This is a genomic window from Pedobacter sp. MC2016-15 (assembly GCF_026239695.1).
Lineage (GTDB): Bacteria > Bacteroidota > Bacteroidia > Sphingobacteriales > Sphingobacteriaceae > Pedobacter.
Genome location: NZ_JAPIVS010000001.1, coordinates 858,640 through 871,391 on the forward strand (window position 1 = coordinate 858,640; position 12,752 = coordinate 871,391).

The window sequence follows — 12,752 nt, forward strand, 5'->3', positions numbered from 1 at the left end:
AAGCTACAATGGATTTTGCGTTAACTTATCCAGTGTGATCTCCCGCTCAGGAATAGGTAAAAGTAGTTTATTTGCCGTGACTACATAGGATCCTGCAGGAAATTGTGCAGGTGCTTTAGCCACTTCGCGGGCACCATGTGCGTTCATCACCTCTACAGCAGCACCTGTTCTTACCAGATCATACCAGCGGTGGTTCTCGAAGGCCAGCTCCACCTTGCGCTCCTGCGCGATAGCGTTTCTGAAAGCCTGCTGACCAGATACATCCAGTGCAGGATTAGCGTTACCCGCAGTTTTAGGTGCCAGGCCTGCCCTTGCACGTACGGCATTGAGCAGACTGAAAGCCTCGCCTCCGGCAGCAAAACCCTGTTCGTTAAGACATTCTGCAATTTCCAGCATCACATCCGCATAACGGATGATCGGGAAGTTCACATTTGTTTGTCCGGCTTGTACAAAACCCTGGTTATATTTGGTGATATAAGGAACCGGTCTGAAAACTCCGTTTAGCGTATACCCCTCAGACAGAGAACTAATTTTGCGCTGATCGCCTGTCTCATAAGCCGCAATCAGGTCAGTAGATGGTGTGTTCCATCCGGCATTAAAGCTCAGGTTGAATCCCGGATCATTGGTAACGCTGGTACCAGAATCGAATGGTGCAAACTGGTACATAAAGTTACTCGACAGACCAGGATCTGATCCCAGGTATTGAATTTCAAAGATCGACTCAGCGTTGTTCTTATTCGCCGGGACGAAGATCGATGCGTAGGTAGACATGAGGCTGTAGCCCGTTACCTTACGCAAGGCTGTTAAAGCACTGGCATAATCTTTCCTGGTCAGGTATACTTCGCCCAAAAGCGCATTTGCCGTACCGCTGGTTACCCTGCCCTTATCTGCAGCACCATAGCTAGCAGGTAATTTAGTTGCGGCATCGCTAAGGTCGGAAATGATCTGCTGATATACCGCTTCGGCCGTTGCCCTGCCCTGCGATCCAGCCTGCTCAGGAGCAGAAACGGTGGTTAAGCGCAAAGGAACTCCACCAAACTGGCGTACAAGATTGAAATAATGAAAGGCACGCAGCAACTTAACCTCGCCAACAGCCTGGTTACGGCTCTGGTCGGACATCGTGATCCGAGATTCGTTACCCAGCACATCATTACAGCGCGCGATACCGGTATAAGTTTGTCCCCAGAAATCCTGGATCAGCGTATTCGTGGAGATCACGAGAAACTGGTCGACAAACTCGCGGTTTTCCTGTCCCCTTTGCGGCGCATTGTACTGAAATGTAGTGTTATCGGCACGCATTTCAGCAAAAACCCAGTAGCTGAAAAGTCCGAGATCACGTAATGAGCGGTAAGCCCCGTTCACGCCCTGCTTGATATCTGATTCTGTATTCCAGTAGTTGGCTCCGGTAAGACTGGCTTCAGGTGGCTGTTCCAGAAATGATTTTTTACAGGATGTTCCCAAAAGACAGAGCACAACGAGGATGGTATATTTATATTGATTAATCATAATGTTTGCTTTAAAAAATTAGAAGGTCATATTTACGCCCATGGTGATTGTTCTTGGCAGTGGATATCCCAGGAAATCCCGGCCCGGCGTCAGTGCATTGGCACCGTTCGTCAGGGCTTCCGGATTGCCACCACTGTATTTAGTGAAGGTAACCAGGTTCTGTACGCTGCCATATACCCTTAGTCCTTTGAAGAAATTGGCTTTAGTGGCAAATTTCTGTTTGAAGTTATAACCAAGGGTGATGTTCTGGATACGAAGAAAACTCGCGTCCTCGATCCATGCAGAGTTGACATCACGGTACAATACACGACCGCCATTGGTAGTTGGGGTAACCCCATCGCCCGGGTTTTCCGGAGATCTCCAGCGGTTGAGCACCTTGCGGTCCACATTAAACACCCCATCGATATTGCTCAGGAACTCATTGGAGCTCTTCATGATCTCTCCTCCCTGTGATCCTACCAGGAGGATATTCAAATCAAAGTTTTTGTAGCCAAAGTTGTTAGTCAGGCCATAAGTAAAATCAGGATATGGATCACCGATTACGGCAAAATCTTTTACCGGTTCAATGATGCCATTGCCATCAACGTCGCGGTATTTGATCGATCCAACCACAGAAGAAGCATTTTTTGGAGAGTTATTGAAGTCGGCCTGATCACGGTAAACCCCTTCGACGATATATCCATAGAATTGTCCCAGTGGTTTTCCCACTTCGGTTTTATGCGTAAAGTTTCCTTCGCCACTGCGCCCTGAATAAATAGGTGCATTGTTCTGGTTTAAGCCCAGTACAATGTTTTTATTAAAGGAGATATTGGCACTCGTGTTCCAGGTAAATCCGCCGCTGAGGATATCTGCAGAAACCGTTCCTTCGAAACCTCTGTTACGCATTTTACCAAGGTTTACTGTAGCACTGGCAAAGCCCGATGACAGCGGCAGCTCATTGCTCAGCAGGAGGTTATAGGTAATACGGTTGTAGTAATCAAGTGTAAAGTTTACCCTGTTTTTAAGGATGGACATGTCCACTCCCATATCAAACTGCTTTGAGTTTTCCCAGGTCAGCTCAGAGTTACTGATACTCGTTGATGCACGTCCGCCGGCAACAGTGCCGCCAAAGGTATAGTTGGCACTGCCCACGTTTGAGGCATAGAGGTAGTTACCGATGTTGAAATTTCCTGCCAGACCATAGGTTGCACGCAGCTTCAGGTTACTTACCCATTTCACTTCTTTCATGAAATCCTCTTCGGATACACGCCAGCCCAGAGCTGCCGAAGGGAAAGTTCCGTAGCGTTTATTGGCACCGAAGCGCGATGAGCCGTCAGACCTGATGGAGGCGGTTACGAGGTAGCGGTCTTTGAAGGTATAGTTTACACGGGCCAGGTAAGAAATCAGCGACCACTTGTCTACATTGGCTCTTTGTCCGTTGATCAAAGGCGATGCGTTAATCGTTTCGATCAGATTGTCCGGATAGTTTGTTGCGTTAATGCCAAAGCCTTCACTTCTTTCCTTTTGTGCGGTATAACCCAGCAGGGCATTAAATTTATGGTCCTGCCCAAAGTTTTTATCATAGTTTACCGTCAGCTCTGAAAGCCAGTTAAAAGCTTCTCCATAGTCTGTGCTGGATCCTGGAATGGCTGGATTGGGATTCTGGTTGCTGGTTTCCCCATAAACAAAAGAAGGACTGAAAGAGGACGACTTGTTGCTGGTGTAATCCACGTTATAGGCGTACTTCGCTTTCAGGCCGGTCATGATTTCCAGCTCTGCTGTGGCAGATGCTAGTCCGCGGAAATATTTAGCGTTTGTGCCTGCAAATTCCAGCGTATTCAAAGGGTTTCCGGCGCCAATGGCACCTGGTGAGGTAATGAATAAGGTGCGACTGCCATCTGGCTGATTGATCGGCACGATGGGACTCAGCCAGAGCGTGCGGGTAAGCACATCGCGCTGTCCGGTTTCAAAGGAGTTGCGGTTCTGGATACCCCCACTTGGTGCGATATTCAGGGTCACCTTTAACCTTTTACTTAACTGTGACTGCACATTTGCCTGTAAGGTATAACGGGTGTAATCGGTGTATTTGATCGTACCATCCTGTTTGAGACGGCCCACAGAAAACGAGTATTGGGTGCTGTCTGTTCCGCCGCGCAAGCTCGCATCGATGTTGTGCTGTATGCCCGACTGCAGAACCGCATCATACCAGTCGGTACCCTCGCCATATTGTGCAGGGTTGCGGAATTGCTCAGGAATATCTGCATCAGTAGCAACGCGGCCCTGTGCTGCAAAGGCATCCACAATCATATCTCTACGGAACTGCGCATATTCCGTTCCGTTTAAGACTTCCTGCCTGCCTTTCTGTGGTACCTGCTGTACACCGATATAGGAATTGACATTCACTATCGGAGCTCCTTTTTTTCCTTTTTTGGTGGTGATGATCACGACACCATTGGAACCTCTGGAACCATATATTGCTGTTGAGGAAGCATCTTTCAGTACACTCACAGATTCGATATCATCGGGACTCAGCACGTTCAGTGGATTGTAAACCTGTCCGGTGGTGTTGGAGATGGCGAAACCGTCGATTACGTACAGCGGATTATCGCCGGCGCCGATGGAGCCCGAACCACGCACACGTACGGTTGTTCCCCCGCCCGGTGTACCCGTGGTCTGGCTGATGCGCACACCCGGCATCTGCCCTACGAGTTTCTGATCGATAGATGCCACCGGAAGATCTTTAACCTGTGCCGCAGTGATGGTAGCTACCGAACCGGTAAGGTCTTTTTTCTCGCGGCTGCCATAGCCAATAACTACGACTTCATTTAAGCCCTGGTTGCTATCCTGCAGCACGGCGTTTACCGTAGTTCTGCCGCTCACCGGCACTTCCAGGCCAGTAAAACCGATATAAGAAAATACCAGCACGGCATTTTCCTCGACGCTGATTTTATAGTTCCCATTTTGGTCGGTCATGGCACTACCCTGTCCGTTTTTCTCCCTAACAGTTACCCCGGGAAGTGGTTCGCCCTTGGTGTCTGTAACTTTACCTGTAAGCGTAACTTTTGCAGCTTTCACTACTGGTTTTGCAGAAATCAGGATCGTTGTATTTTCTATTTTGTACGACAGCGGCTGGTTGGCGAAGCAAAGCTCCAGCACTTGCTGTAATGTCGCATCCTTGACTTTTAAGCTGACTCTCTTTGCGAGTTTGAGCTCATCACTTTTGTAAAGAAAGTCGTACCGGGTCTGAGCCTGTACCTGATCAAATACATCAGCCAGGGTCGCCGTTTTCACGTTGAGCGATACCCGCTGTGCATAGGTTGCCGCCGATACCTGCATGAAGGTTACAGCGATCAATATAAACGTTAACTTCATGATCAGTATCGTTTTTAATGGCCAGCAGCGTTGCCTGCCGCCCTTTAGAGCAGTAAAATTTTTGTACATTTGAATGTCGGATTAGTGTTTAAGGTTGTATGCTATGCAATTGAAACAAACGGTCTGACCTGGCTTATTGCCCGAGACCAGGGGCGGGCCAACGCTCCTGGTTCTTCGTCAAAACGTTTGGAATAGTTTGATTTATTCCATAATCTCGATCCTCCTTCCAATGATTTTAAAGTGTAAATGTGGATCCAGTTGTTCCAGGTGGCTGAGCAGCTCAGCTATGCTTTTATTACGGTAAAATGTACCGCCAAACTGTTTGTTGCTCATCTGATTCTGCTTAAATTCTACCTCCACATCATACCAGCGTGATACCTGTTTCATGATGCTCCTGATATCCTGGTCGTCAAAGCGGAAGTAGCCATTCTTCCAGGCCATCGCCTGCGCTACATTAGCCTGTGAGATTTGAATCTGATCTGAGTTTTTGCTGGTAGAAGCCTGCTGCCCCGGACTGAGCAGGCGCTGGTTTTTACCCTTAGTCAGCTGCACCGAACCTTCCAGCAATGTAGTTGTGGCAATTTCATCATCCTGGTATCCTGCAACATTGAAATGTGTACCAAGGACTTTGATTTCTGTCTTGCCGGTTGTGACCACAAAGGGCATCGCGGCATTTTTGGCTACTTCAAAATAGGCTTCGCCATTCAGGATCACCTGACGTTTCTCTCCTTTAAAAGCAGCAGGAAAATGCAGTGATGATGCAGAGTTTAACCATACTTTTGTGCCATCGGGCAGGGTAATCTGATATTCGCCACCCTTTGGGGTCTGCAGGTTGTTGAACGCTGCTTCATATTCGCTTTGTGTTTGCACAGCGGATGCCTGACTTGCCTGATAAACGATCTGCCCGGATTTTACTTTCCTGATCCCGGAATCACCTGTCCCCTGCAAAATGCCTTTCTGCTGGGCTTCGAGATCGATCACCTTACCGTTGCCTAACGTGAGTGTCGCCTTTTTGCTGCCGGGGGTAATGATTGTCGCTGCGCCGGATCTTCCAGCAGCGAGCTGTTGCGTATGAGGCTGTTTTGAAGGGCGATATAGAAACAAACCGGCTGTCAGCAATACCAATACTGAGGCTGCTGCATAATACCATTTAAAGGATATGCGACGCGGGCTGTCCGCAGGTTCCAGTGATTTGATATAACGCTCGTCGGATAGTATAGCTTTATAGATGTTATCGGAATCTGTCTGATCTAAGTGCCGCTCCTCGGGCAGGGCAAACAAAACCTCATCCATCACGGCCGCAATCTCTGCCGGATCTTTGATATCGAGATACTCCAATAATCCCTTACAATCAGATGGACTGATCGTATGATCAAAATATTGCTGTAAGAGTTCCCTTAATTTTTCCTCTGTCATGATGTGGTTTTGTAAGTCCTGTAAAAAAGACCATTTACAAGAGAACACCGCAGCAAAGGGGGATAACTAGTGGAAGTAGAAATATATTTTTATTTGAACATTATCAGGATCATCAGATAGAATACGTCACAATATCTGAGGTCTTTGCGCAATTTTTTGAGTGCTTCAGTCAGTTGGTTATTGACGGTGCTTGAAGATATCTGCAGCTCTGAAGCGATCTCGCGGTGTGATAAGCCGGCTTCGCGACTCAAACGATAGACCTTCTGCTGCTGCTGTGGAAGTGTGCGCACAATCTTTTCCGTATAATGCAGCAGATCTTTATCCATAATGGCATCTTCCGTAGGATTATGGATTTCTTCCATACGGCCCAGGAGTTTCTCAAAGAGGCTCTGGGATCTGTTGATCTCACGCAACTTATTTAAAGATAGTCGCTTGGCGATCACAAAGAGGTACAGCCAAAGATTTCCTGCAGCATCCAGCTTATGCCGGTTCAGCCAGAGTTTGATAAAGCTTTCCTGTACAATTTCACAGGAGAGGTCGTGATCTTTTAAGAAACGGAAAGCAAGATTGTATACTTTGTTGTGGTATTTTGAATAGACTAACCTGACGGCAGACTCATGTCCGTCAATCAGAAGTTGAATGTCTTCATCAAAAATATCTTCCACGTTACCGTCTGTATTTGTTATTTGGTTGTAGATTGGAAAGTTAGGAAATTAAGTTAATCTGCCAAAGCAAATTGCAATTGATAAAATCATTTAGCAAAGCCTGCAAGTGCTTCCAAAATGAAATCCGTTCTTTCAAAATGGGGTGGTCTCACAGAAAGATCGCTCCTATTCCATTTAATCGCAGATAAAATTTTCGGAAAGAAAACCGCATCCATTCATTAGTGGCGGGTTTCTTCTTCAAAAAGCATGCTTGCAGCCCTGTTTCTGGTCTTGCGATTGTAACCCGGCAGGCATGCTAACAGTAGAAAAGATAGGTGGCACTTCGATGAGTGCGCTTAACAAAGTTATTCAGAACATCATTTTATTTGAGCGCGAGGGCGCCGAACGTTATAACCACATTTATGTGGTTTCTGCATTTTCAGGGGTCACGGATATGCTGCTGGAGAACAAGAAAACAGGGAAGCCAGGTGTATATCACCGGATTGCCAAACACCTTGATTTCCATGACATGCTGGATCAGGTTGCAGAATCTCTCAAACAAATCAATAAGAGCCAGGCTGAATTGGGGCTTGACCTGGAACTGGCAGACTGGTTTATTACGATGCGGCTCCATCGCGCAGGGGTTTACCTGGATAATCTCGTGAACATCCTCGCTTCCGGTTATGTGAGCAAAGAAGGGATATTGCTGGCCGCCAGGGAAATCCTTGCTTCTATCGGTGAGGCACATTCTGCATTTAACCTCAGCAATATCCTGCAGCACATGGGGCTGACGACTTCATTTGTAGACCTAAGTGGCTCCGAAGACCATCACCCGCTGACGATCGACCAGCGCATCAGGCAGTCGTTCAAGGGGCTGGACCTCTCCAACCGCATTTGTATTGTCACAGGTTATACCAAGGGACAGGATGGTATCATGAGGGAGTTTGACAGGGGCTATTCAGAGGTGACCTTTAGTAAGATCGCGGCGCTACTGAAACCTAAGGAAGCGATCATCCATAAGGAATATCACCTCTCCACGGCAGACCCCGGACTGGTTGGTGTGGCCAACTGCCAGCCTGTGGGTTTCACCAGTTATGATATTGCCGACCAGCTGGCGGATGTAGGTATGGAAGCTATCCATCCGAAGGCAGCCAAACCTCTGGAGATTAACGGGATCGACCTCAGGATTAAGAATACGTTTGAACCTGCACACCCCGGAACGCTGATCACCAAGGATTTTGTATGCGCCAAGAAACGTGTGGAGATCATCACAGGGAGCGACAAACTGCTGATCATCGATGTTTATGATCCCTTAATGGTGGGCGCTGTGGGGAGCGACTTAAAAATTATGCAGATCTTTCAGCAGCACCAGATCAGTTATACCTTTAAAACCACGAGTGCCAACAGCATCTCCCTGGTAATCTGGGAAAAAGATTGCAATCAGCGACTGGTGAAAGACCTGCAAAATGAGTTTGAGAAAATTACGGTGGAGCCCATAGCACTGGTTTGCGTGCTGGGTTCCAATATGGATCAGCCGGGATTGCTCGCCAAAAGTGCCAATGCACTCACAGAAAATGGAATCAGCATCAAGAGCGGTGGTTTTGCATTGCGAAAAGTAAACATCCAGTTTCTGGTAGCGAGGGAGGATTTCAAAACAGCAGTCATTGCGCTCAATGCCGCAATGACTGCTTAAACAGATTACTCTGCAATAGGAAGCAGGAAACAAAACCTGCTTCCTTCACCTATAGCACTTTCCACCCAGATCTTGCCGCCTTCGGCAGTGATAAAATCTTTGGATATCGCGAGTCCAAGTCCCGAACCGGATTTGTTGTTCCCATCAGTGGGTACCTGGAAGTAGCGGTCGAATAACCGTTTCTGGTACTGCTCATCAATTCCTTTTCCAAAATCACGTACAGAAAACTCAATATTACTGCCTGACTGTATAATCTGAATGATCACCTGGGATTTCGGGGCGCTGTAACGCAGGGCGTTCGACAAAAAGTTGACCATCACCCAGGCGGTCTTTTCGGTATCTACATTCACCTTCGGAAGATCATTCCTGCTGATCAGTTCCAGCTCAATGGATTTCTGCTCTGCCTGAAAACGCACGGTATCCATCGCGTAGATCGCAATTTTGCGGGGGTCAGATTTTACAAAGTTGAGCTGCAGGTTCCCTGTTTCTACCTGCGACAAGTCCAGCAGCTCCGTGGTGATCTTGAGCAGTCGGCCACAGTCTTCCTTGATGTGCTGTACGAGTTCCTTCTGTTCGGAGTTCATCCCTCCTACACGTGTATCATCCAGCAGCTTTAAACTCATTTTGATGGAAGAAATGGGTGTTTTCAGCTCATGCGAAACCGTGGCAATGAAGTTTGTTTTCGCTTCGTCCAGCTCTTTGTACTGGGTGATATTTTTTAACATAAAGACCTCTCCTGCTGTCTTCATTGCCCGTGCCAGGTCATGCTGGTCGTCGTACGAAGGGATCAGGATCTCCCGTCGCTCCAGCTGGAAGTAAGATTCCTTGCCGTCGGCATAGATCTTCATGGGTTTCTCGTTGCCGCTTTCCTGCAGGATCTGGTACAACAGGTCATTCTTTTTGACCAGCTCGGCAGTATTGGCACCAATTACATCTTTTTCATTCATGTTCAGCAGCTGCCCTGCCACCTGGTTTAAAAACAAGACTTCCTTTTGCTCATTGAGGCCAATAATCGCGTCCTGCATCTGTTCGATGATGGCTTCGATCCGCAGCTTCTCCGACTGGATTTTTGCGAGGTTGCTGTTTTCCCATTGATTGAGCTGTGACGTCATCGCATTGAACTCCCGTGCCAGCTCGGAAAACTCATCCGTACCTTCAAAGTGCAGGTGCTGTTTGTAGTTTTTTCTGCTTACACCTTTGATGGCTTCAGAGAATTCTTTTAATGGATTAGCTACAAACCCAGGGAAGTTTACACTGAATGAAAAGAGCACAATGAAACATAAAGAGGCCGCTGTCACGAGATAGGTAGCAGCCATCTCCACACCCTTTTGTGCCTGATCGTTCTTCCTCACGATGGCGTTCATGTTGAGTTCATCAATAATTCTGAGCTGTAACTGCGCTTTTCGCAGCAGTTGTCTCTGCCTATCCGGATCAGCAGAGGTACTGGTCATTTGGCTAAACACTTCCGCGAGTGTTCTCACGGCCTGCTGTTCACCTTTTTCAGTGATATTGGCTTCTTCCAGGCGTAGTTGTGCAGCAAATTTTGCCTTTGCTGAGGCTGATAAGGGCAGTTCGCTTTCATCGAGAATCGTTCGCATGCCGCGGGCAAATTTCAGGCTCTCATAGTTGTCTTTGAGGATAACTTTGGAGTTGACCGAAATCTTGTTCATGTAATACAGGGATATGGCCCCGAAGAAGATCACCACCACGAACAGGAATCCGAATCCGAGGCGTAATTTTGTTTTTATCTTCATGATTTTATGATTTAAGAGAGGATAACCAGGTCTGTTTCTGTTTTGGATATACTTTTTAAAAGTTTGTTAAAGATGGCCGTTCGCATGATCACCTGGAAAAGATTGAGATGTGGCTTGCCGATACAAATGGTTGTAATTTCTTTCTCTGCTGCGATCCTTGTAATGGTTTCGGTTACGTCTTCAGATTTTACTTTGAGCACTTCTGCACCGAGCTCTGTGGCCAGCTTGAAATTATTGATGAGGTGACGCTGCAGGTCGAGCCTGATCTTGTCGCCCCCCTCATGGCTGCGCTGAACATACAACACGATCCATGGCGAGCGGTAGTAGGAAGCCAGCCTTGCTGTTTTGCGGATGATGATCTTTGCCGTTTCATGATTGGTGGAGATACAAGCCAGAAATTTTTCAGGACGCAGTTTGATCTGCTTGGGGACTTCCACACTGATCTTTCTTTCGAGGTGATGCGCTACTTCCTTGAGGGCCAGCTCACGCAGCTGCAGGATTCTTTCCGGCTGAAAAAAGTTATCAAGCGCACGCTGGATCTTTGTAGGGTCGTAGATTTTCCCCGCTTTTAGCCGGTCGATCAGATCATCGGCAGTTAAATCGATGTTGACGATCTCATCTGCAGCTTCCAGGATTTTATCGGGAATACGTTCCGTAATCGGGATACCGGTAATGGTTTCAATCTCCTCGTTCATACTCTCCAGGTGCTGGATGTTGACGGCAGAGATGACACTGATTCCTGCATCCAGGATATCGGCCACATCCTGCCAGCGCTTTCCGTTTTTGCTGCCATCAACATTGGTATGCGCCAGCTCATCTACAATCACCACCTCGGGATGCAGGTTGAGGATAGCCTGCACATCCATTTCTTCAAGTTCTTTACCCTTGTAAAAGATTGTCCTTCTTTTGATTACAGGAATACCATCGAGCAGCGCATGTGTTTCTGCACGGTTATGGGTTTCGATATAGCCGATCTGGATATCGATACCGTTTTTTAAAAGCGCATGTGCTTCCTGGAGCATACGATACGTTTTGCCCACGCCCGCGCTCATCCCGATATACACTTTAAATTTTCCCCTCCTGGATTTCTTCACCAGGTCGAGGAACTTTTTTACAGATGCTTTATCGTCTTCCATCATCTTAATTTACCATTTTAAAATCACGTATCCTTCTTTGACCAGATAACAGGTTACGCCAAAAAATAACCCTATGCAGATGCACAGGATTATTTTTACAAGGGGTGTTTTCAAATATCCGGGTACCATTGTGATCAGAATGACACCGCGATGCTGGCTGTAAGCGTAGCGCTGTGGTTTACGGGATTCATGTCCCTGTCAAAGATCTTGTCTTTGCTGTCGTACACTTTGCCCTCAAGCCTCACCACTGCATTACTTACCGGCGCATAATCAAGGTTCAGTGAATAACCCGTGGTTTTAAATCCATTGGGCGTGCCTGTATTGATGATTACACCGTTTTTATCTTCATAGTATTCTACCCTTCCGGCCATTGCCCATTTACTGTTGATTCTGTATTGCGCAATCGCTACCGGTGATAACACTTCATTTTTATCACTGCTGCCTTTTGCTTTTTGCTGTGTTCCATAATCAAAACCGGCAGTAAGGCCAAAGTGATCCGTCAACTGAATTATACCATAAACGTTGTGATAGAAACGTCTTACACGTACAGAATCCGCCCCTTCAGTACCGAGGTAATTACTGTAATTGACAGTGATTTTCCCTGTTGGTTTCCAGGTGAGTTGTATTCCTCCCGCAGGCTGGCTGTTCCCGTCCTGACGTGTAATCCGCTGCCAGCCATTCAAGTACAACGCCGTTGCCGTAAACTTGCCGTCTTCTGTACCGTAGCTGATCTTTGCCCCGGATTCATAATAAGGTGTATTATCGGAAGCGATATTCCTGGTTAGCACCCAGCAGTCTTTGGAGATAGCACTTTCGAATCCGATATGTGAAGCGAAAATACCCGCATCTACCCAAACGTTAGCAGTTTTGCTAAGTTTTACGCCGGCATTGGCTTCAAAGATATTCTTGAGTACCCCCGGCTCTGCTGCGAGATTGGCATTGGCGTATGTGCCGGCCATCACGGCGATGTTTGCCCGTACCATATCGCTTTCATAGCTACCCTTAATAAAACCCAGGTTCAGGTTCATTTCATTGTGACGGTTGTGTGAATAGACAAATCCGGGTCTGGTGTTATTGGCTGGTTTGTTGAAATCGAATCCGTAATAAGCTTCGAGGTATCCTGTTACTTTTATTTTTGGTTCTTCCTGAGCGTATACAGCAGATCCGAAAGTTAGTCCTAGTGCAAGTGTTAATAGTTTTTTCATGAATTTATTAATAAAAAGAACTTAGTGTCTTTCAAGCTGCCTGTTCC

At 47.1% G+C, this 12,752-nt stretch carries 8 protein-coding genes; 1 reads left to right on the top strand and 7 read right to left on the bottom strand.

Annotation, left to right across the window (positions count from 1 at the left end; genetic code table 11):
• Positions 1-3: 3 nt before the first annotated feature.
• The 4 genes from OQY15_RS03860 to OQY15_RS03875 all read right to left on the bottom strand — a co-directional run bounded on the left by OQY15_RS03860 (position 4) and on the right by OQY15_RS03875 (position 6,938).
• Positions 4-1,506 (bottom strand): RagB/SusD family nutrient uptake outer membrane protein, encoded by a 1,503-nt coding sequence (locus tag OQY15_RS03860; RefSeq protein ID WP_265787961.1) that lies wholly within the window; start codon positions 1,504-1,506, stop codon positions 4-6.
• Between the two features lie 18 nt (positions 1,507-1,524).
• A complete protein-coding gene (locus tag OQY15_RS03865) occupies positions 1,525-4,926 on the bottom strand; it encodes a TonB-dependent receptor (protein WP_265787968.1) in 3,402 nt (1,133 codons plus the stop codon).
• Positions 4,927-5,058: 132 nt separating this feature from the next.
• Positions 5,059-6,273: a FecR family protein gene (locus OQY15_RS03870; RefSeq protein ID WP_265787970.1), complete on the bottom strand. Its 1,215-nt coding sequence runs from the start codon at positions 6,271-6,273 to the stop codon at positions 5,059-5,061.
• Positions 6,274-6,362: 89 nt separating this feature from the next.
• On the bottom strand, positions 6,363-6,938 hold the full coding sequence (locus OQY15_RS03875) for an RNA polymerase sigma-70 factor (protein ID WP_265787972.1): 576 nt from the start codon (positions 6,936-6,938) through the stop codon (positions 6,363-6,365).
• 292 nt (positions 6,939-7,230) lie between these two features.
• Here OQY15_RS03875 and OQY15_RS03880 point away from each other — a divergent pair, with 292 nt between their 5' ends.
• Positions 7,231-8,610 (top strand): aspartate kinase, encoded by a 1,380-nt coding sequence (locus tag OQY15_RS03880; protein WP_265787974.1) that lies wholly within the window; start codon positions 7,231-7,233, stop codon positions 8,608-8,610.
• Between the two features lie 5 nt (positions 8,611-8,615).
• On the opposite strand, the gene OQY15_RS03885 is transcribed toward OQY15_RS03880, so the two are convergent.
• The 3 genes from OQY15_RS03885 to OQY15_RS03895 all read right to left on the bottom strand — a co-directional run bounded on the left by OQY15_RS03885 (position 8,616) and on the right by OQY15_RS03895 (position 12,705).
• Positions 8,616-10,364, bottom strand: coding sequence for an ATP-binding protein (locus OQY15_RS03885; RefSeq protein WP_265787976.1), 1,749 nt, complete (start codon positions 10,362-10,364; stop codon positions 8,616-8,618).
• An 11-nt stretch (positions 10,365-10,375) separates the two neighbouring features.
• Complete coding sequence (locus OQY15_RS03890; RefSeq protein WP_265787978.1) at positions 10,376-11,503, bottom strand: sensor protein KdpD; 1,128 nt, start codon at positions 11,501-11,503, stop codon at positions 10,376-10,378.
• Between the two features lie 131 nt (positions 11,504-11,634).
• Positions 11,635-12,705, bottom strand: a complete 1,071-nt coding sequence (locus OQY15_RS03895) for a porin (RefSeq protein WP_265787980.1) — start codon at positions 12,703-12,705, stop codon at positions 11,635-11,637.
• Positions 12,706-12,752 lie beyond the last annotated feature (47 nt).

What these genes read in the sequence shown, in the direction of transcription:
- OQY15_RS03860 (WP_265787961.1), bottom strand. Translation starts at nt 1,506, where the DNA reads ATGATTAATCAATATAAATATACCATCCTCGTTGTGCTCTGTCTTTTG.
- OQY15_RS03880 (WP_265787974.1), top strand. Translation starts at nt 7,231, where the DNA reads ATGCTAACAGTAGAAAAGATAGGTGGCACTTCGATGAGTGCGCTTAAC.
- OQY15_RS03890 (WP_265787978.1), bottom strand. Translation starts at nt 11,503, where the DNA reads ATGATGGAAGACGATAAAGCATCTGTAAAAAAGTTCCTCGACCTGGTG.
- OQY15_RS03895 (WP_265787980.1), bottom strand. Translation starts at nt 12,705, where the DNA reads ATGAAAAAACTATTAACACTTGCACTAGGACTAACTTTCGGATCTGCT.
- OQY15_RS03885 (WP_265787976.1), bottom strand. Translation starts at nt 10,364, where the DNA reads ATGAAGATAAAAACAAAATTACGCCTCGGATTCGGATTCCTGTTCGTG.
- OQY15_RS03870 (WP_265787970.1), bottom strand. Translation starts at nt 6,273, where the DNA reads ATGACAGAGGAAAAATTAAGGGAACTCTTACAGCAATATTTTGATCAT.
- OQY15_RS03865 (WP_265787968.1), bottom strand. Translation starts at nt 4,926, where the DNA reads ATGTACAAAAATTTTACTGCTCTAAAGGGCGGCAGGCAACGCTGCTGG.